Origin of the sequence: Brevundimonas aurantiaca (assembly GCF_904830995.1) — a bacterium.
In the GTDB taxonomy this organism is placed as follows: Bacteria; Pseudomonadota; Alphaproteobacteria; order Caulobacterales; family Caulobacteraceae; genus Brevundimonas; species Brevundimonas aurantiaca.
On sequence record NZ_CAJGVD010000001.1, the window covers coordinates 644062 to 661227 of the forward strand.

A 17166-nucleotide genomic window follows, 5' to 3' on the forward strand; every position below is an offset into this window, starting at 1 on the left:
CGCCCTCGTCGCCTATTCAAGGCTCCCCCGCAGACCGAGGTCGTCTTGATCAGGGCCGGCTGGCCATGCCCAGCTTAACCGGCTTGGCCTCCTCGTTCAGGGCGCCGCGCTTGACGCCCCAGAGCAGGATGATCGGCGCGCCGACATAGATGGACGAATAGGTGCCCACGATGATGCCGAACATCAGGGCGATCGAGAAGCCGAACAGGGCTTCGCCGCCGAACAGGGCCAGGGCCGCCAGCACCATGACGGCGGTCACGCCGGTGATGATGGTCCGCGACAGGGTCTCGTTCAACGACAGGTCGATCACCTCGCCCAAAGGCATGGTCTTGTACTTGCGCAGGTTCTCGCGGAGCCGGTCGAACACCACCACGGTGTCGTTCATCGAATAGCCGATGACGGTCAGGATGGCGGCGACCATGTTCAGGCTGAACTCCAGCCGGAACACCACGATCAGGCCGAAGGTCAGGACCACGTCGTGCAGCAGGCCGATCACGGCGCCGAAGCCGAATTGCGGCTCGAACCGGAACCAGATGTAGAGGAACATCAGGCCGATGGCGACGGCCAGGGCCAACAGGCCCGAGGTGAACAGCTCGCCGGACACCTTGGACCCGACCACGCTGACGCCCGAATACTGCACCTCGCCGACCGTGCCGCTGATGGCGCGCTCGACCTGGTTCACCACCTGGGTCTGATCGCGGCCTTCCGGCACCTGGAAGCGCAGGATGGCGGTCGAGCCGTCATCGACATTGGTGTCGCGCCGGGCGATGCCCTGCACCTGGACGTCGCCCAGGTTCAGACCGTTCACCGCCTCGCGCACCCGGTCCAGCTCGATGGTCTGGCCGGCGGGCTTGGACACCTCCATCGAGGCGCCGCCCCGGAAGTCGATGCCCATGTTCAGGCCGGGCACGAAACAGCCCACGATCGAGGCGATGCACAGCACCACCGACAGGACGGCGGCGTACCGGGAGTATTTGACGAAATGGAAGTTCGTCTTCTGCGGCAGCAGTTTGATGAGGGGCCATCCACGCATCGCCATTACTCCGCGATCGGCAGTTTTTTGGGCTTGGCGGTCTTGAGCCAGTAGGCCAGCAGCACCTGGGCCACCAGAACCGACGAGAACACCGAGGTGAAGACGCCGATGCTCAGCGTCCAGGCGAAGCCGCGTACCGGACCGGCGCCGAAGACGAACATGATCGCCGCCGCCACCAGGGTGGTGACGTTTGCGTCCAGGATCGTGCCCCAGGCCTTGGAGAATCCGGCGTCCATGCTGGCGATCACGCTGCGGCCCGTCCGGGCCTCGTCGCGCATCCGCTCATAGATCAGCACATTGGCGTCCACGGCCACGGCGAAGGTCAAGATCAGACCGGCAATGCCCGGCAGGGTCAGGGTCGCCTGGGTCAGCGACATGGCCGCCACGATCAGCACGCCGTTCAGGATCAGGCCGACCACCGAAACGCCGCCGAACAGGAAGCCGTAGGCCAGGATCATGAAGACCACGATGATGGCGAAGCCGACCGCAGTGGACAGTGCGCCCGCCGCCACGGCGTCGGCGCCCAGTTCGGCGGTGACGGTCCGGCGTTCCTCGACGTTCAGCGGCGCCGGCAGGGCGCCCCCGTTCAGCAGGTTCACCATCGTCGCGGCTTCCTGGATCGTGAACTGACCCTCGATGATGCCCGATCCGTTGGTGATGGCGCTGTTGATGCGCGGCGCGGATATGACCTTGCCGTCCAGGATGATGGCGAAGGGTTTGCCGATATTGGCCGAGGTCGCCTCGCCGAAGCGGCGGGCGCCGGCGCCGTCGAAGCGGAAGCCGATGGCGGGGCGGCCGCTCTGATCGGCATCGACAGAGGCCCGTGTGAGGTTCTCACCCGAGACCAGAACCCGCTTCTTGACCAGATAGGGCGTGCCCTGTTCATCGGTCAGCAGTTCGGCGTCCGGCGGCACACGCCCCGCCTGGGCCTCGGTCACCGAGTTTTCGGTATCCACCATCTGAAAGGTCAGCTGGGCCGTCTGGCCGATGACCTCCTCCAGCTTGCGCGGATCGCTCTCGCCCGGCGCCTGGACCACGATCCGGTCGGCGCCCTGGCGGGTGATCGAGGGTTCGCGCGTACCCAGGCTGTCGATGCGGCGACGGACGACTTCGATGGACTGATCGACCGCCGTCGATCCCATGCCGGCCAGGGCCGCGTCCGTATAGGCGAAGCGGACCCGGTCCGAACCGACGCGGCTGGCCGTCCGTTCGACCTGGCCGGACGGTCCCGGCGCGCCGGCGAGGCGGCGCAGGGCTTCAAAGGCGGCGGTCTGTTTCGCCGGGTCCGCCAAAGCGACCACGACGCCGCCCGCCTCGCGCTGGAGGCCGTTGGTGGCGATGCCCTCGCCGTTCAGGGTCACCCGCACGTCCTCTATCAGATTGGTGACGCGCTTCTCGCGCATCGCCGGCACGTCCACCTCGAGCAGCAGATAGGAGCCGCCCTGCAGGTCCAGCCCCAGGTTCAGGGCGTTCTTCGGCAGCCAGCCGGGCAGCGCCTCCCGCTGAGCCGGGCTCAGCAGGTTGGGATAGGCCAGCAGGCAGCCGATGATCGCCGAGGCGACGACGAGAATGATTTTCCAGCGCGACAGCTGAATCATGAGGACAGTCCAGGTTCAGCGATACGCTTCGGGTCTCAGGCCTTGGAGTCGTTGGCGGCGACGGCGGTGCGGTTGCGCACCTCGGCGATCATCGCCTTGACGACGCGGATATTGACGCTGGGCGCGATCTCGACATTGACCTCGGCCTCTTCGACGCGGGTCACCTTGCCGATGGCGCCGCTGGACAGGACCACCGTGTCGCCGCGCTTCACGGCGGCGATGGCGGCCGCATGTTCCTTGGCGCGCTTCTGCTGCGGACGGATCAGCAGGAAGTAGAACAGGATGAAGATGGCGACGATCGGCAGGAACTGCATGATCACGGCCATCATGCCGCCGTCAGCTGGGGCGCCCATGGGGTCTCTCCGAACACAAGGCGGGGCGGCCCTCGTCGGCGCCCCCATTAAAACGAGGCGCGGAACCTAGGGCCGCGCTTCGCGGATTGCAACGTAACGAACGATCAGCGCGGCAATACGCTCAGGGGATCGACCGCCACGGGGTCGTCGCCGCGCATCTGGCGGGTCTCGAAATGGATCGACGGGCGGCCGTCCCCGGCGGTCAAACCCACGGTGCCGATCTGCTGACCCGCGCGCACGTCGTCGCCGTCCTTGACCGTGGCCGAGCCCAGATGGCCGTAAACCGTGCGCCAGCCGCCGTTGTGGACGATCAGCACCGTCAGTCCCTGACCCACCAGGTCGTCGCCGACATAGGCCACGCGCCCGCCGGCCGCCGCCACGACCGAGGCGCCGGCCGAGGCGCCGATGTTGATCCCGTTGTTGCGCTCGCCCATGCCCACCGGCCCGAACCGTCTCAGGATGTCGCCCCGCACCGGCCATTGCAGGGCGATGGGTCCGCCGGCGACGGGCGTCGTCGTCGGACCGGGCGCGCTCTCGACCGGCCGCGTCTGGACCGGCCGCGTCTGGGCCGGCAGGGCCGGATTGCCCGAGGGCGGCGGCGGGGGCGGCGGAACAACCCCCGAGTTCGGCACCAGCACCCCGGCCGGGGACGGCCCCGTGGCGTAGGGATCGCGTCCCGTGTCCACGGCGGAATCGGGCAGAATGATTCTCTGACCGCTGGTGATCGCCCCGCGCGGCCCAAGCCCGTTCAGGTCGATCAGGGTTTGGACCGGCGTCTGGAACCGACGGCCGACGCCCGAGATGGTGTCGCCCGGCTGGATCACATAGGCCGCACCCGGCGTCACCACGGCAGGCGGCGAAGACGGGGCGGGCGTCGCCGGATAGGTCGGCTGGGCCGGCGTGACCGAAACCGGCGGCGGCAAGGCCCCGCCGTCGATCGAGCCGACCGGCGCCGTCACTGGCGGCTGCTGATACGGCTGGGCGGGGGTCTGCGGCTGGGCCGGCTGACCATAGGGGCCCTGCTGGGCCTGCGGCTGGGCGCCTCCGGCAGGAACAGGGCGCGTCGAATACTGCGGCTCGGACGGATAGGTCATACAGGCCGCTGCGCTCAGCGACGCCGCCAAGATCACAACCGCTCTCATTCCGCCCGACATCACCTGCACCGGCCGCTCCTTACGTGGTTAAATCCGCCCGCCCGGTTTGCCCGCTCGCGCCGCCCAAGCCAAGCCCGCAATCATCGCCAAAGTGGGGCGGGAAGGTTAACGGCCGTCCAGACCCTCTCCCGCTTGCGGGAGAGGTGGCCTGGCGTCCGCGCAGCGGACCAGGGTCGGAGAGGGAAGTTTTCTTTCAAGAAGCATGACTTCCCCCATCGTCAGGCGTGTCGCTTCGCGCCACGACCTGACACTTCCCCCGCAAGCGGGGGAAGGTCTCACCCCTCCTTCGCCGTCCCCTCGACCAGGGGCACGAACCGCACTTCCGTCAGGCTTTCGCGCCGGAACGAGCCGTCACCTTGCCCCACATAGCGGTGCAGGATCTGCACCGAGGTGCGGCCCACCGGCGCCACCAGAACCCCGTTTGGCTTCAGCTGTTTCAACAGTTCGGTCGGCTCGCCCGGCGATGCGGCCGTCACCATGATCCGGTCGAAGGGCGCCTGTTCAATCCAGCCCAGGCCGCCGTCGCCGTGGCGGGTGATGACGTTCTCGATCTCCAGGGCGCGCAGACGCGCCTCGGCCTCGACCAGCAGGCTGCGATACCGCTCCACCGAATAGACATAGCGGGCCAGCCGGCTCAGCACCGCGCACTGGTAGCCGCTGCCGGTGCCGATCTCCAGCACCCGGTGACGGGGCTGGACGTCCAGGGCCTGGGTCATCAGGCCGACGATATAGGGCTGGCTGATGGTCTGGGCGCAGTCGATCGGCAGGGCCTGGTCTTCCCAGGCCTGACCCAGGAATTTCTCGTGCACGAAGACCGCGCGGTCGATGCTCTCCATCGCGCCCAGCACCCGGGGGTCCGTCACCCCCTGCTGGCGCAGCGACAGGATCAGCCGTCCGGCGCGGTCGTCGTGCAGGTTCATGCCGCCTTCACCGTCTTCGGCGGCGCCCCGCCCAGCACCTTTTTCAGGTCATGGACGCTGGCCATATGGGTCAGGTCGATGTGCAGAGGCGTGACCGAAATCCGCCCCGCCTCGATGGCCCTCAGGTCCGTGCCCTCGGCATGCTCCTGCTTCTCGCCGCGGAAACTCATCCAGTAATAGTCCCGCCCCCGCAGGTCGGTGCGCCGCACCGCGTGCATCTCGCCCACGTCGCGGAAGCCTTGCGTCGTCACCTCGATCTGCTCGACCCGTTCGGGCGGCAGATTGGGGAAGTTGACGTTCATCACCACCCCATTGGCCCATTTCTGGTCCAGCAGACGGCTGATGATCGCCGGCGCAAAGGCCTCGGCCGTCTCCCAGTGCGCGACCACCTCGTCGTGGAACCGCTCCAGGCTCTGGCTCAGGGCGATGGAGCGGATGCCGAAGGCCATGCCTTGCAGCGCCCCCGCCACCGTGCCGGAATAGCTGACGTCCTCGCCGATATTGTGCCCCCGGTTCACCCCGGACAGCACCAGGTCGGGCTTCTCCGGCATCAGGTCGTTGACCGCCAGGATGACGCAGTCGGTCGGCGTCCCCGTCACCGAGAACCGCCGCTCGCCATGCTTATGCACCCGCAGCGGCTCGGTCAGGGTGATCCCCCGGCCCTTGGCCGACTGTTCGACGGCGGGGGCGCACACCCAGATGTCGTCGCTCAGGGTCCGCGCGATCCGCTCAAGGGATTCAAGACCTTCCGCCTCGATCCCGTCGTCGTTTGTCAGGAGGATTCTCATGCCGCAACGCTCCCTTCTCCCGTTGGGAGAAGGTGGCCCGCGGGGCCGGAGGGGGGGCCGCCGGTGGGCCAGTCCGCACCACCGCGCCCCTCACCCTTTCGCGCAAGGACGACGGCTTGCGCCGCCGTGCGCTCAAGCCCTCTCCCGATGGGAGAGGGGCTCAATTGGCCGCTCCCACGAATTCCAAACCGCCCATATACGGCTGCAGCACCTGCGGCACCGCAATCCGCCCGTCGTCCTGCTGATAGTTCTCCATAATCGCCACCAGGGTCCGACCGACCGCCAGCCCCGACCCGTTCAGCGTATGGACGAACTCGGTCTTCTTCTCGCCGGCCCGCTTGAACCGGGCGTCCATGCGCCGGGCCTGGAAGTCGCCGCAGTTCGAGCAGCTGCTGATCTCGCGATAGGTCCCCTGGCTGGGCAGCCAGACCTCCAGGTCGAAGGTCTTCTGCGCCGAGAAGCCCATGTCGCCCTTGCACAGCAGCATCCGCCGGAACGGCAGCTCCAGCGCCTTCAGCACCGCCTCGGCGCAGGCCGTCATCCGCTCGTGTTCGGCGTCGGAGTCTTCCGGCCGCGCGATCGACACCATCTCGACCTTGGAGAACTGGTGCTGGCGGATCAGCCCGCGCGTATCCCGCCCCGCCGACCCGGCTTCAGCGCGGAAGCAGGGCGTCAGCGCCGTCATCCGCATCGGCGTGGCGAGGTCGTCCTCGGACAGGATGGTCTCGCGCACGAGATTGGTCAGGGAGACTTCGGCGGTGGGGATGAGATAGCGTCGATCTAAGAAACTACCTCTCCGAACTGACGCCTCGAATAGGCCTACGATGTTGCGGACAGCGGCCTCGGAACCCTGTTCAGCCAATGGGATTTGGCCAGGAAGAGGGTCGACGTCGAAATCGAAAACCGCATCGATCCAGCGGTTGACGTGGCCCCAGTCAATACTTCCTGCCTGAAACAGATCCTCCTCAAACTTCGGCAACTGCCCGGTGCCGAACATCGCCTCGTCCCGCACCAGCAGCGGCGGGTTCACTTCCAGATAGCCGTGCTGGTCCGTCTGCATGTCCAGCATGAACTGGCCCACGGCCCGTTCCAGCCGCGCCAGCTGGCCCTTCAGCACCGCGAACCGGGCGCCCGACATCCTGGCCGCCGCTTCGAAGTCCAGCATCCCCAGGGCCTCGCCCAGGTCGGCGTGATCCTTGGCGGGGGCGCCTTCGCGCGGCGTCCCCCAGCGCGAGACCTCGACATTGCCCGCCTCGTCCTCGCCGTCCGGCACGTCCTCGGCCGCCAGGTTCTTCAACCCCGCCAGCAGGTCGCGCAGGTCCTTGCCAACGCGCGCCTCGATCTCGGCCGCCGCCGCGATATCGCCCTTCAGCGCCTCGACTTCAGCCTTGAGGCGGTCGGCCTCGGCCATGTCCTTCTTGCCCATGGCGGCGCCGATCAGCTTGGAGGCGGCGTTGCGCTTGGCCAGGGCGTCCTGGCCCGTGGTCTGGGCGTGGCGCAGTTCGGCGTCCAGCCGCAGGATGTCCGCCACCAGCCCGTCGGCCTGATCCACCCCGCGCGACGACCAGCCCGCGACATAAACCTGGGGGTTCTCGCGAATGGCTCTGATGTCGTGCATGGTCTGAAACTTCGGTTGGGCGGGAGAAGCCGAACGCTCTACCCGCCCGCGCGGTTACGGGCAACGGCGGCCGGGCGGTTCCCCCTCCACCACGCTTCGCGCGGTCCCCCTCCCCCAGAGGGGGAGGAATGCGATGACCGAAATCCTCCCCCTTTGGGGGAGGTGGCGCGGCGCGACGCGTCGTGACGCAGCGGGCCAGACGGCCTTTCCTGTGGACGCCGGTTCGGAACCGCGTGGCGAATCACCCCGACTGGGGCAAGCTGGCGGCATGAACGCTCAGGTCGCCTCTTCAGAACTTCAGGGCCGGACGGCCCCCGCCGACCATCCGGAGCGGCAGTATCTGGACCTGCTGCGCGACATACTGGACAACGGCGTCCGCCGCGACGACCGCACCGGCACCGGCACCCTGGGCGTCTTCGGCCGCCAGATGCGGTTCGACCTCTCCAAGGGCTTCCCCGTCCTGACCACCAAGAAGCTGCATCTGCGTTCGATCATCGTCGAACTGCTGTGGTTCCTGCGCGGCGAAACCAACATCGCCTATCTTAAGGAGAACGGCGTCCGCATCTGGGACGAATGGGCCGACGCCGAGGGCGAACTGGGTCCGGTCTACGGCAAACAGTGGCGGTCCTGGACGGCGCCGGACGGCCGCCTCATCGACCAGATCGAAAAACTGGTCCATGGCCTAAAGACCAATCCCAACAGCCGCCGCCACATCGTCACGGCCTGGAACCCGGCGGACGTCGACGACATGGCCCTGCCGCCCTGCCACTGCCTGTTCCAGTTCTTCGTCGCAGACGGCAAGCTGAGCTGCCAGCTGTATCAGCGCAGCGCCGACGTCTTCCTGGGCGTGCCCTTCAACATCGCCTCCTACGCCCTGCTGACCCTGATGCTGGCCCAGGTGGTCGGGCTGGAGCCGGGCGAGTTCGTCCACACCTTCGGCGACGCCCACCTGTATCTGAACCATTTGGACCAGGCCGAGCTCCAGCTCACGCGCGAACCCCTGCCCCTGCCGGTGATGAAGATCGCGCCGAAGGATGATCTGTTCGCCTTCGAACTGTCGGACTTCACGCTGGAGGGCTATGAAGCCTGGCCGCACATAAAGGCCGAAGTGGCCGTCTGATGGATTTCAAGAGTCTGCAGGCCGACGTCCTGCGCATCTCCGACCTCTACGCCGCCAATCACGGCATTGATCGCGACCGGGACTGGGCCTTGCTGAAGCTCCAGGAAGAGCTGGGAGAGCTGACGGCTGAACATCTGCGGCTGTCCGGTCGGGCGCGCGGCGCGGGCGACGCCGAGGCCTTGGGCGACGAGGCGGCCGATGTTCTGGGCATGTTGTTGATCTATTGCGCGGGCGCCGGGATCGACCTTGAAACCGCGATGCGACGCAAATGGCTGAAGTGGCTGGAGCCTGCGGCATGACCGGGCCCGCTCGGATCGCCCTGGTCGTGGCCCGCGGCCGGAACGGCGTCATCGGTCGGGACGGCGACCTGCCCTGGCGGCTCCGTTCGGACCTGCAGAGATTCAAGGCGATCACTATCGGAAAGCCCTGCCTGATGGGGCGCAAGACCTGGGAGAGCCTGCCGCTGAAGCCCCTGCCCGGCCGGCTGAACCTGGTCCTGACCAAGGACGAGTCCTATGAGGCCGACGGCATGGCCAAGGGCGCCGTGGTCTGCTCCAATCTGGACGAGGCGATCGAGATCGCGCGCGAGACCGCCGAGGAGGACGGCGTGGACGAGATCTGCATCATCGGCGGCACGGCCCTGTTCGCCGCCGCCCTGCCCCGCGCCCGCCGCCTCTATATCACCGAGGTCGACGCGGCCCCCGAGGGAGATGCGGTCTTTCCGTCGTTCGACGAAACAGCCTGGGTTGAAGTATCTTCCGAAACCCATGCGGCGGGCGAGAAGGACGATCACGCCTTCACCTTCCGCGTTTTGGATCGTCGTTAGGAGCCCCTCATGTACGTCGCCACCACCAATGACCTGCCCGGTTTTCGCGTCACCCGCCACATCGGCCTGGTGCGCGGCGTTACGGTGCGATCCCGCAACGCCATTTCCGACGCCATCGGCGGCGTCCAGTCCATGCTGGGCGGCCGAGTCGGCGCCTATGTGAAACTGGCCGAGGCCGGGCGTCAGGAAGCCTATGAAGAACTGGTCAAACACGCCCAGGCCCACGGCGCCAACGCCGTCCTCGCCGTCCGCTACGACGCCACCGAGATCATGCCCGGTGTGACCGAGGTGCTGTGCTACGGCACCGCCGTGATCGTCGAGCCGGCCTGACCTCTCGGAAGGCCGGCCGGCCCGACGCCTCGGGTCAGGACAGGGTCATCAGGTCCGAGCGCTCGAAATTGCGCAGTTCCTCGGTGCGCCCGTCCCGAATCTTCTCCACCCAGTGCGGATCGGCCAGCAGCGCACGGCCGACCGCCACCAGATCGAACTCCTCCTTCTCCAGCCGGCGCACCAGACCGTCCAGGGAGGCGGGCTTGGAGCCTTCGCCCCCGAAGGCCGCGATGAATTCGCCGTCCAGCCCGACCGAGCCTACGGTGATGGTCGGCTTGCCCATCAGCTTCTTGGTCCAGCCGGCGAAGTTCAGGTCCGACCCCTCGAACTCCGGCTCCCAGAAGCGGCGCTGCGAGCAGTGGAAGACGTCGACCCCGGCGTCCGACAAGGGCGTCAGCCATTCGGCCATCTGGTCCGGCGTCTCGGCGATCCGGGCGGCGAAGTCCTGCTGCTTCCATTGGGACAGGCGCAGGATGACGGGGATGTCGTCGCCGACGCCCTCGCGCACCGCCTTGACCACCTCGGCGCCGAAGCGCGCCCGTTCGGCGATAGTCGGGCCGCCCCAGCGGTCCCCGCGCAGATTGACCCCGGCCCAGAAGAACTGGTCGATCAGATAGCCGTGGGCGCCGTGAATCTCGACGGCGTCAAAGCCCAGCTCACGCGCCGCCCGCGCCGACCGGCCGAAGGCCGCGATGGTGTCGGCGACGTCCTCTTCGGTCATCGGCTCATACTTGGCCTTGCCCGGCGCCGTCAGGCCTGACGGACTGTCCACCTTGCCTAACGGCGTCCAATCAGCGCCCTGCCCCCGCGCGGATCCGACGTGCCAGATCTGTGGCGCGATCAGGCCTCCGGCGGCGTGGACCTCGTCCACCACCGTCTTCCAGTGCGGCAGGGCCTCGCCGTGGAAAACCGGTACATTGACGTCGTTTCGGGCGGCGGGACGCTCCACCACCGTGCCCTCGGTCACGATCAGCCCCACCCCGCCCTCGGCGCGGCGGCGGTAATAGCCCGCGACATCGGACGTCGGGATGCCGTTCGGGGAAAAGGACCGCGTCATGGGCGCCATGACGATGCGGTTGGGCAGGGTCAGTCCCTTGATCGTAAAGGGGCGAAACAGGGCATTGACGCTCATCGGATCTCCTCGCGAAATGGCAAGGGTGAAGGTGGCGAACAGAGTTGCGTTTGAAAACCCCATGCCCTGAAGTTTCTAAAGCCCCAAGGAAGCCGCCACCTGCTCGGCGATCGCAGCGAACCGCATCGCGATCGCGCCTTTGGGATCCGACGCAACCACAGGCCGCCCCGCATCTCCACGCTCTCGCAGAGCGGCCTCCAGCGGCAGATCGCCCAGGAAGGCAATGGACAGGCGTTCGGCCTCGGCCTTGGCGCCGCCCGCCCCAAAGACTGCGCCGCTCATGTTCTCGATCAGGCCTAGGGTCGGCACATTGACCCGCTCAAACAGGGTGTGCGCCCGCCGGGCGTCGGCCAGAGCCACCTCCTGCGGCGTGGAGACGATGACGGCGCCGTCCAGCGGGGTCTTCTGGATCAGGGTCAGCTGCACGTCGCCTGTGCCGGGCGGCAGATCGACCACCAACACGTCCAGCGGCGCTTCGGCCGCGCCCCATCGGGTCTGGGTCAGCATCTGGGTGATGGCCTGGGACGCCATCGGCCCGCGCCAGATCATGGCGTCGTCCATCTTGGTCAGCAGGCCCACGGACATCGCTTTCAGTCCATGCGCCTGGTGCGGCACGATAGCCCCGTCCTCATAGGCGGGCTGGCCGCTGATCCCCAGCATGGTGGGCAGCGAGGGACCGTAGACGTCGGCGTCCAGAATCCCGACAGACAGCCCCCGTGCAGCCAGGGCCGCGGCCAGATTGACGGCCACGGTCGACTTGCCCACCCCGCCCTTGCCGCTGGCGACGGCCAGGACGCGCCGGACATGGGCCGGGCGGTCCGTGGGGACCGGCGCCTTGGGACGTCCCTGATCCACGGCGGCTTTCGAAAGGCCGGCGGTGCGCGCGGGCTTGCCGAGCCCAGGCTTGGCCTCCGCCGTCAGGATCACCGAGACCCGGCTCATGCCGGGGATGGCCTTCAGCGCCGCCTCGGCCGCGTCCCTGACGGGGGCGTAGGTCGCGACCAGACTACGGTCCACCTCCAGGGCGAAGCCCGCCCGGTCCTCGGCGACGACCAGCCCCTGAACCAGACCCGAAGCATGGAGGCCCTGGCCCGAAACCGGGTCCGTGACGGCGTCGAGCGCGGCGATGACGGCGGAACGTTCGACCAAGACGGTCTCCACAAGACTTGCAGGCGATAAGGGGCGCGTTCTATCGCCCCTGGATGCCGCCCGCGAGCCTCAATTTGTCCAAGCCGCCGTTAGTCACCCTGATCGCCGGCCCCACCGCCTCGGGAAAATCCGCCCTGGCGTTGAAGATGGCGCGCGAGACCGGGGCGGTCATCATCAATGCGGACAGTCAGCAACTCTACGCCGACCTTCGTATCCTGACCGCCCGCCCCTCGCCGGAGGACGAAGCCCAGGCCGAACATCGGCTTTACGGCGTCGCCGACGCCGCGGAGGCCTGGTCCGTGGGAAAATGGAGTCGCGCCGCTCTGGCCATACTGGCCGAACTCCGGGCGGAGAATCGGCCCGCCATCCTCGTCGGCGGCACCGGCCTGTACTTCACGGCCCTGACCCGGGGCCTAGCGGACATTCCGCCGGTCGCGAGCGCTGTCCGCGACCAGGTCGAGGCGGACTTCTTGGTGCAAGGAGAGGCTCTGTTTCGCACCCGTCTGGCGGAAATCGACCCGGCCGCCGCCCAGGCCATTGAGGCCGGGGATCGACAACGGCTCGTGCGGGCGATGAGCGTCCACGCCGCGACCGGCCGGCCGTTGACCGCGTGGAAATCCCAGACCCAGCCGCTTCTGGCGCCGGAATCCTGGACGGGGCTTGTGATCGAACCTGATCGCCAAGTCCTTTACGCCGACTGCGACCGAAGGGCGGATCTGATGGTCGAAAATGACGCGCTAGATGAGGTTCGTCGCCTCGTCGCGCGCGACCTGTCCCCCGCCCTGCCCGCCATGAAGGCGGTCGGCGTGCGGGAGTTGGCCGCCTATGTCTCCGGCGCACTTGACCGCGAGGCGGCCGTCGCCGCCTTGAAACAGGCCACGCGAAACTACGCCAAACGCCAGCTCACCTGGTTCAGAAACCAGTGCCGCGACTGGAGCCGCATTCCCCGCCCCTGATCCCCTTGGCCGAACTGGACTTGGAAACCCGCCGGGCCACGCCTATATTGCCCTCGTCCGGCTTCGGCCGGACTATGGCGATAAAGGCGCCTGTAATAAGCGGACCGGACCCGGGTGCGATTCCCGGCGGCTCCACCATTCACTTCCCCGCGTTATCGGCGGAGGCGTCATGGGGCCGACTAGCATCGACGGACGTGTAAAGAGGATTGCTTTCGCTCGTCCTGGCCCACCGTATCGGGCCATTTTCTAACTGCGAACGATAACTTCGCTGGAGAAGTCGCTCTCGCCGCGTAATGCGGTTCGGGTGATTTCGAACCTTAAGTCCTAGGGGTTCAGATCCCTGGGCGGGGCCTGTCGGGAGCCTGGCAACAGAATCCCGGCGCTTATCCCGAACATCCGACGTCTTTACCCTATTCGCACCTTTCGCGCGCGCGCCGCCGCCGCTATCAGTCACGCTGAATTTGCGAGGTGACGATGACCGATCAGACCCCTCCGGTCGATGAGATGCAGTACGAGCGACTGGCGCACGAGGCTTTGCGCGGCGTGATCCGGTCTGCGCTCGATCATGTGGCCGCCGAAGGTCTGCCCGGCGCGCATCACTTCTACATCACCTTCAAGACCCGGGCCGCCGGCGTCAGCATCCCGGCGGACATGCTGACCAAATATCCCGACGAAATGACGGTGGTGTTGCAACACCAGTATGAGGATCTGCAGGTCGAGGCCGACCGCTTTTCTGTGAAGCTCCGCTTCGGCGGCGTGCCTCGCACCCTCGCCATGCCCTATACTGCGGTGACCCGCTTCTACGATCCCAGCGTCCAATTCCTGCTGCAGTTCGAAGAACCCGAGATCGTCGAGAATGTGGAAGACGCCACGCCGCCGGAAGATCCGGCGCCGACGTCCGACGGTCCGAAGGTCGTTTCCCTGGACCAGTTCCGCAAGAAGTAGACTCTTCCCTCACCCCGTCCTGGCGCTAAGCTGCTGTGTCACGAATGTGGATGGGGACGTGCGATGTGTCGGTGGACCACGGCGGCGGTCGTGATGTTCAGCCTAGTCGTCCTGGGCTGTTCGGCCCAGGCCCAGAACCGGTTCGACGGCTGGGCCTCCGCCGTCATAGCCGCCGACTGGCGCGACAGCGACGGCCGAGCGATCACCGCCTTCGACAACGCCCAACGCGACCTGTCCAAGGCCTTTCAGCGAGTAGGCTTCGATCCGGCCTCCATGGTCAGCGTCAGCCTGCGTCCGGACGTCGCCGCGCCGGTGGAGGCCGAGGACAGCCTGCGTCGGTTTGCCGAGGCCGCTGAACGGGCGACGCGCGGCTGCCTCTTCTACGTCACCTCCCACGGCTCTCCCGAAGGCCTGGTTTTCGGACCGGAGGCGACGCTGGCTCCAGAGGATCTGATCCCTGTCTTGCGTCAAACCTGCGGCGATCGTCCGACGGTCGTGGTGCTGTCCGCCTGCTTCTCGGGCGTCTTCGTCGACGGCCTGAAGGGACCGAACCGCATGGTCATGACCGCCGCCCGGCGCGATCGCTCCTCATTCGGCTGCGCCGCCGACGCCCTCTATCCCTATTTTGATGAATGCGTGCTGGACGGCCTGAAAACCGCGCCGGATTTCATCGCCCTGTCCCGCGCCACCACGTCTTGCGTCGCCGCGCGCGAACAGGCGGAGGGGCTCTCTCCGGCCTCAGAGCCTCAAACGGCGATCGGCGCGAACATGCAACTGCTTTTGCCGACGCTGCGGTTCAGGCCCTACGAGGATAGGATCGGATCGTAATCCGCTCGCGCTCGCCTTCCCGCCGCTCCACGAGAAGACGGGCCACCTGGCTGTCGTCGTGGAACAGATAGCCCTTGATCGAGTCGAGCAGGGCCTTGGCCAGGTTGTCGAGGTCCATCCACGGGGGTTCGCCGACATGTTCCATGCGGATCTCGACCACATGATCGCCCCAGGACGGCCGCGACGCCCACTCCTTGCGCATGAATTCATAGACCAGCGGCTTGTAGTATTTGGCTTGGGTGGTCAGGCCGTCGATGACGATCTCGACCGCCTCGCCGTCCTCACGGGCCCGCACCTTGCCGGTTCCGATCCAGCCGACGGTCATGGGGTGCAGACGGACGGCGCAGCGTCCAGCAAACGGGCGGAACGGATGACGACCGGCGGCGTCAGCTGCTCTTGCGCGTTCGCGGGCATCCTCTGAATGCGGCGCGCCACATCCAATCCCTCGACCACCCGGCCGAAGGCGGCGAATCCCTGGCCGTCCGGATTGCGGGCGCCGCCGAAATCCAGACTGGGCGTGTCCTGGGTTACAATGAAGAAGCTGGACGTCGCGCTGTTGGGACCGTCACGCGCCATGGACACGGTCCCCGCGCGATGACGCAGTCCTGTGTCCCGAGTCCGCTCCAGCGGAATGGGCGGCCGGGCGTCGTCGTCGCTGCCCCGCGGCGTCGCCGCCTGGATGACGTCGATCGGGTTCGGGTTGGCCGTATTGGTCTCGCGCACCACGGTGCGGAAGAAGGACCCGTTGTCATAGTCGCCAAAGACGACGTAGCTGATGAAGTTGCAGGTGCTGATCGGCGCCGCTTCGGCGTCAAGGGCCAGAACGATTCGCCCGGCCGTCGTGTCCAGGGCGACGCGCGGTCGAGGCTGTTCAGCGGGAAGGCCGGCGCACCCCGCCAGCACCAGCAGAGTCGCCGTTAGAATATGCTTTGGTCCCATGGCCGCCTCGCCTTGCCCTGCTCTTCTCTCGTGCTACACCGCCGCGCATACAATCGCCACGCCTGAGAGCCTTGTCCGCGCATGAGCAACGTCCGCACTGAAACCGACACCTTCGGCCCCATCGAAGTCGCCGCTGATCGCTACTGGGGGGCCCAGGCGCAGCGGTCTCTGGGCAACTTCAAGATCGGTTGGGAGAAGCAGCCCCTGCCGGTCGTCCGCGCTCTCGGGATCGTCAAGCGCGCCGCCGCCGAGACCAACCGCGACCTGGGCAAGCTTGACCCCGCCCTGGCCGAGGCCATCATCCAGGCGGCCAACGAGGTCATCGAAGGCAAGCTGAACGACCACTTCCCCCTGGTCGTCTGGCAGACGGGTTCGGGCACCCAGTCGAACATGAACGCCAACGAGGTGATCTCGAACCGCGCCATCGAAATCCTGGGCGGCGAGATGGGCTCCAAGAAGCCGGTCCATCCCAACGACCACGTCAACATGAGCCAGTCGTCGAACGACACCTATCCGACGGCCATGCATGTGGCCTGCGCCGAACAGGTGGTCAACGACCTGATTCCGGCCCTGAAGCATCTGCACGCCGCCCTGGACGCCAAGGCCAAGGCCTGGGCCCACATCATCAAGATCGGCCGCACCCACACCCAGGACGCCACCCCCCTGACCCTGGGCCAGGAGTTCGGCGGCTACGCCCAGCAGGTCGCCAACGGCATCGAGCGGATCGAACAGACCCTGCCCAAGCTGATGGAGCTGGCCCAAGGCGGCACCGCCGTCGGCACCGGCCTGAACGCCCCCGTCGGTTTCGCCGAAAAGGTCGCGGCCCAGATCGCCCAGATCACCGGCCTGCCCTTCACCACCGCCCCGAACAAGTTCGAGGCCCTGGCCGCCCACGACGCCATGGTCTTCAGCCACGGCGCCATCAACACGGTCGCCGCCTCGCTGTTCAAGATCGCCAACGACATCCGCTTTCTGGGGTCCGGCCCGCGTTCGGGCCTGGGCGAACTGGCCCTGCCGGAGAACGAGCCGGGCTCGTCGATCATGCCGGGCAAGGTCAATCCGACCCAGTGCGAAGCCCTGACCCAGGTCTGCGTCCAGGTGTTCGGCAACAACGCCGCCCTGACCTTCGCCGGCTCGCAGGGGCATTTCGAGCTGAACGTCTACAACCCGGTCATGGCCTACAACTTCCTGCAGTCGGTGCGTCTGCTGGCCGATGCGGCCATCAGCTTCACCGACAACTGCGTCGTCGGCATCGAAGCCCGCGAAGACAATATCGCGCGCGGCCTGAACAACTCGCTGATGCTGGTCACGGCCCTGAACGGCAAGCTGGGCTATGACCTCTGCGCCAAGATCGCCAAGACCGCGCACAAGAACGGCACCACCCTGCGCGAGGAAGCCGTCGGCGGCGGCTATCTGACCGACGCCGAGTTCGACGAGGCGGTCCGGCCCGAGAAGATGATCTCGCCGGGCTGATGCG

Annotated in this window: 19 protein-coding genes and 1 other RNA gene; 9 read left to right on the top strand and 11 right to left on the bottom strand. The window is 67.2% G+C overall.

Annotation, left to right across the window (positions count from 1 at the left end; translation table 11 throughout):
- Positions 1-49: 49 nt before the first annotated feature.
- From secF to serS, 7 genes are all read right to left on the bottom strand, one after another.
- On the bottom strand, positions 50-1039 hold the full coding sequence (gene secF, locus JMT67_RS03220) for a protein translocase subunit SecF (protein WP_054765858.1): 990 nt from the start codon (positions 1037-1039) through the stop codon (positions 50-52).
- Positions 1039-2631 (bottom strand): protein translocase subunit SecD, encoded by a 1593-nt coding sequence (secD, locus tag JMT67_RS03225; RefSeq protein ID WP_201462670.1) that lies wholly within the window; start codon positions 2629-2631, stop codon positions 1039-1041. Before secD ends, secF begins: the two co-directional genes overlap by 1 nt.
- Before the next feature lie 35 nt (positions 2632-2666).
- A complete protein-coding gene (gene yajC / locus JMT67_RS03230; RefSeq protein ID WP_054765860.1) occupies positions 2667-2984 on the bottom strand; it encodes a preprotein translocase subunit YajC in 318 nt (105 codons plus the stop codon).
- 104 nt (positions 2985-3088) lie between these two features.
- The gene (locus JMT67_RS03235; protein WP_233455915.1) at positions 3089-4138 is read right to left on the bottom strand and encodes a M23 family metallopeptidase; all 1050 of its coding nucleotides are present in this window, start codon (positions 4136-4138) and stop codon (positions 3089-3091) included.
- 275 nt (positions 4139-4413) lie between these two features.
- Positions 4414-5058 (bottom strand): protein-L-isoaspartate(D-aspartate) O-methyltransferase, encoded by a 645-nt coding sequence (locus tag JMT67_RS03240; protein ID WP_201462671.1) that lies wholly within the window; start codon positions 5056-5058, stop codon positions 4414-4416.
- Positions 5055-5846 (bottom strand): 5'/3'-nucleotidase SurE, encoded by a 792-nt coding sequence (gene surE / locus JMT67_RS03245; protein WP_201462672.1) that lies wholly within the window; start codon positions 5844-5846, stop codon positions 5055-5057. The genes JMT67_RS03240 and surE overlap by 4 nt, the downstream gene beginning before the upstream one ends.
- 160 nt (positions 5847-6006) lie before the next feature.
- Positions 6007-7464, bottom strand: coding sequence for a serine--tRNA ligase (gene serS, locus JMT67_RS03250; protein ID WP_201462673.1), 1458 nt, complete (start codon positions 7462-7464; stop codon positions 6007-6009).
- A 268-nt stretch (positions 7465-7732) separates the two neighbouring features.
- Here serS and JMT67_RS03255 point away from each other — a divergent pair, with 268 nt between their 5' ends.
- From JMT67_RS03255 to JMT67_RS03270, 4 genes are read left to right on the top strand one after another with little or no spacing between them, the layout of a single operon-like run.
- Complete coding sequence (locus tag JMT67_RS03255) at positions 7733-8584, top strand: thymidylate synthase (protein WP_201462674.1); 852 nt, start codon at positions 7733-7735, stop codon at positions 8582-8584.
- Positions 8584-8883 (top strand): nucleoside triphosphate pyrophosphohydrolase family protein, encoded by a 300-nt coding sequence (locus tag JMT67_RS03260; RefSeq protein WP_054765865.1) that lies wholly within the window; start codon positions 8584-8586, stop codon positions 8881-8883. Before JMT67_RS03255 ends, JMT67_RS03260 begins: the two co-directional genes overlap by 1 nt.
- Positions 8880-9410, top strand: a complete 531-nt coding sequence (locus JMT67_RS03265; RefSeq protein ID WP_054765866.1) for a dihydrofolate reductase — start codon at positions 8880-8882, stop codon at positions 9408-9410. The genes JMT67_RS03260 and JMT67_RS03265 overlap by 4 nt, the downstream gene beginning before the upstream one ends.
- Before the next feature lie 9 nt (positions 9411-9419).
- Entirely contained in the window at positions 9420-9740 is a 321-nt protein-coding gene (locus JMT67_RS03270) for a YbjQ family protein (protein ID WP_201462675.1), read from the top strand.
- Between the two features lie 34 nt (positions 9741-9774).
- Here JMT67_RS03270 and JMT67_RS03275 read toward each other — a convergent pair whose 3' ends face one another.
- A complete protein-coding gene (locus tag JMT67_RS03275) occupies positions 9775-10872 on the bottom strand; it encodes an NADH:flavin oxidoreductase (RefSeq protein ID WP_201462676.1) in 1098 nt (365 codons plus the stop codon).
- A 75-nt stretch (positions 10873-10947) separates the two neighbouring features.
- Complete coding sequence (locus tag JMT67_RS03280) at positions 10948-12021, bottom strand: Mrp/NBP35 family ATP-binding protein (RefSeq protein WP_201462677.1); 1074 nt, start codon at positions 12019-12021, stop codon at positions 10948-10950.
- A 74-nt stretch (positions 12022-12095) separates the two neighbouring features.
- On the opposite strand from JMT67_RS03280, the gene miaA reads away from it, so the two are divergent.
- From miaA to JMT67_RS03300, 4 genes are all read left to right on the top strand, one after another.
- A complete protein-coding gene (gene miaA, locus JMT67_RS03285; RefSeq protein ID WP_267904128.1) occupies positions 12096-12977 on the top strand; it encodes a tRNA (adenosine(37)-N6)-dimethylallyltransferase MiaA in 882 nt (293 codons plus the stop codon).
- Between the two features lie 16 nt (positions 12978-12993).
- Positions 12994-13361, top strand: a transfer-messenger RNA (tmRNA) gene (gene ssrA / locus JMT67_RS03290).
- 90 nt (positions 13362-13451) lie between these two features.
- Complete coding sequence (locus tag JMT67_RS03295; RefSeq protein ID WP_182713053.1) at positions 13452-13922, top strand: SspB family protein; 471 nt, start codon at positions 13452-13454, stop codon at positions 13920-13922.
- A 63-nt stretch (positions 13923-13985) separates the two neighbouring features.
- Positions 13986-14750 carry a C13 family peptidase gene (locus JMT67_RS03300; protein ID WP_201462679.1) on the top strand — a complete coding sequence of 255 codons (765 nt, stop codon included), beginning with the start codon at positions 13986-13988 and terminating at the stop codon, positions 14748-14750.
- Here the strand turns inward: JMT67_RS03300 and JMT67_RS03305 are convergent.
- The gene (locus JMT67_RS03305; protein ID WP_054765871.1) at positions 14719-15075 is read right to left on the bottom strand and encodes a RusA family crossover junction endodeoxyribonuclease; all 357 of its coding nucleotides are present in this window, start codon (positions 15073-15075) and stop codon (positions 14719-14721) included. The two genes, JMT67_RS03300 and JMT67_RS03305, sit on opposite strands and share 32 nt — an antisense overlap.
- Complete coding sequence (locus JMT67_RS03310) at positions 15072-15689, bottom strand: peptidylprolyl isomerase (protein ID WP_201462680.1); 618 nt, start codon at positions 15687-15689, stop codon at positions 15072-15074. The genes JMT67_RS03305 and JMT67_RS03310 overlap by 4 nt, the downstream gene beginning before the upstream one ends.
- Positions 15690-15770: 81 nt before the next feature.
- Between JMT67_RS03310 and fumC the strand changes: the two genes are divergently transcribed.
- Positions 15771-17162: a class II fumarate hydratase gene (gene fumC, locus JMT67_RS03315; protein ID WP_201462681.1), complete on the top strand. Its 1392-nt coding sequence runs from the start codon at positions 15771-15773 to the stop codon at positions 17160-17162.
- The last annotated feature ends 4 nt before the right edge of the window (positions 17163-17166 follow it).

What these genes read in the sequence shown, in the direction of transcription:
- JMT67_RS03255 (WP_201462674.1), top strand. Translation starts at nt 7,733, where the DNA reads ATGAACGCTCAGGTCGCCTCTTCAGAACTTCAGGGCCGGACGGCCCCC.
- secD (WP_201462670.1), bottom strand. Translation starts at nt 2,631, where the DNA reads ATGATTCAGCTGTCGCGCTGGAAAATCATTCTCGTCGTCGCCTCGGCG.
- JMT67_RS03235 (WP_233455915.1), bottom strand. Translation starts at nt 4,138, where the DNA reads ATGTCGGGCGGAATGAGAGCGGTTGTGATCTTGGCGGCGTCGCTGAGC.
- yajC (WP_054765860.1), bottom strand. Translation starts at nt 2,984, where the DNA reads ATGGGCGCCCCAGCTGACGGCGGCATGATGGCCGTGATCATGCAGTTC.
- fumC (WP_201462681.1), top strand. Translation starts at nt 15,771, where the DNA reads ATGAGCAACGTCCGCACTGAAACCGACACCTTCGGCCCCATCGAAGTC.
- JMT67_RS03240 (WP_201462671.1), bottom strand. Translation starts at nt 5,058, where the DNA reads ATGAACCTGCACGACGACCGCGCCGGACGGCTGATCCTGTCGCTGCGC.
- JMT67_RS03295 (WP_182713053.1), top strand. Translation starts at nt 13,452, where the DNA reads ATGACCGATCAGACCCCTCCGGTCGATGAGATGCAGTACGAGCGACTG.
- surE (WP_201462672.1), bottom strand. Translation starts at nt 5,846, where the DNA reads ATGAGAATCCTCCTGACAAACGACGACGGGATCGAGGCGGAAGGTCTT.
- JMT67_RS03275 (WP_201462676.1), bottom strand. Translation starts at nt 10,872, where the DNA reads ATGAGCGTCAATGCCCTGTTTCGCCCCTTTACGATCAAGGGACTGACC.
- JMT67_RS03265 (WP_054765866.1), top strand. Translation starts at nt 8,880, where the DNA reads ATGACCGGGCCCGCTCGGATCGCCCTGGTCGTGGCCCGCGGCCGGAAC.
- secF (WP_054765858.1), bottom strand. Translation starts at nt 1,039, where the DNA reads ATGGCGATGCGTGGATGGCCCCTCATCAAACTGCTGCCGCAGAAGACG.
- JMT67_RS03300 (WP_201462679.1), top strand. Translation starts at nt 13,986, where the DNA reads ATGTGTCGGTGGACCACGGCGGCGGTCGTGATGTTCAGCCTAGTCGTC.
- JMT67_RS03305 (WP_054765871.1), bottom strand. Translation starts at nt 15,075, where the DNA reads ATGACCGTCGGCTGGATCGGAACCGGCAAGGTGCGGGCCCGTGAGGAC.
- JMT67_RS03260 (WP_054765865.1), top strand. Translation starts at nt 8,584, where the DNA reads ATGGATTTCAAGAGTCTGCAGGCCGACGTCCTGCGCATCTCCGACCTC.
- JMT67_RS03310 (WP_201462680.1), bottom strand. Translation starts at nt 15,689, where the DNA reads ATGGGACCAAAGCATATTCTAACGGCGACTCTGCTGGTGCTGGCGGGG.
- JMT67_RS03270 (WP_201462675.1), top strand. Translation starts at nt 9,420, where the DNA reads ATGTACGTCGCCACCACCAATGACCTGCCCGGTTTTCGCGTCACCCGC.
- serS (WP_201462673.1), bottom strand. Translation starts at nt 7,464, where the DNA reads ATGCACGACATCAGAGCCATTCGCGAGAACCCCCAGGTTTATGTCGCG.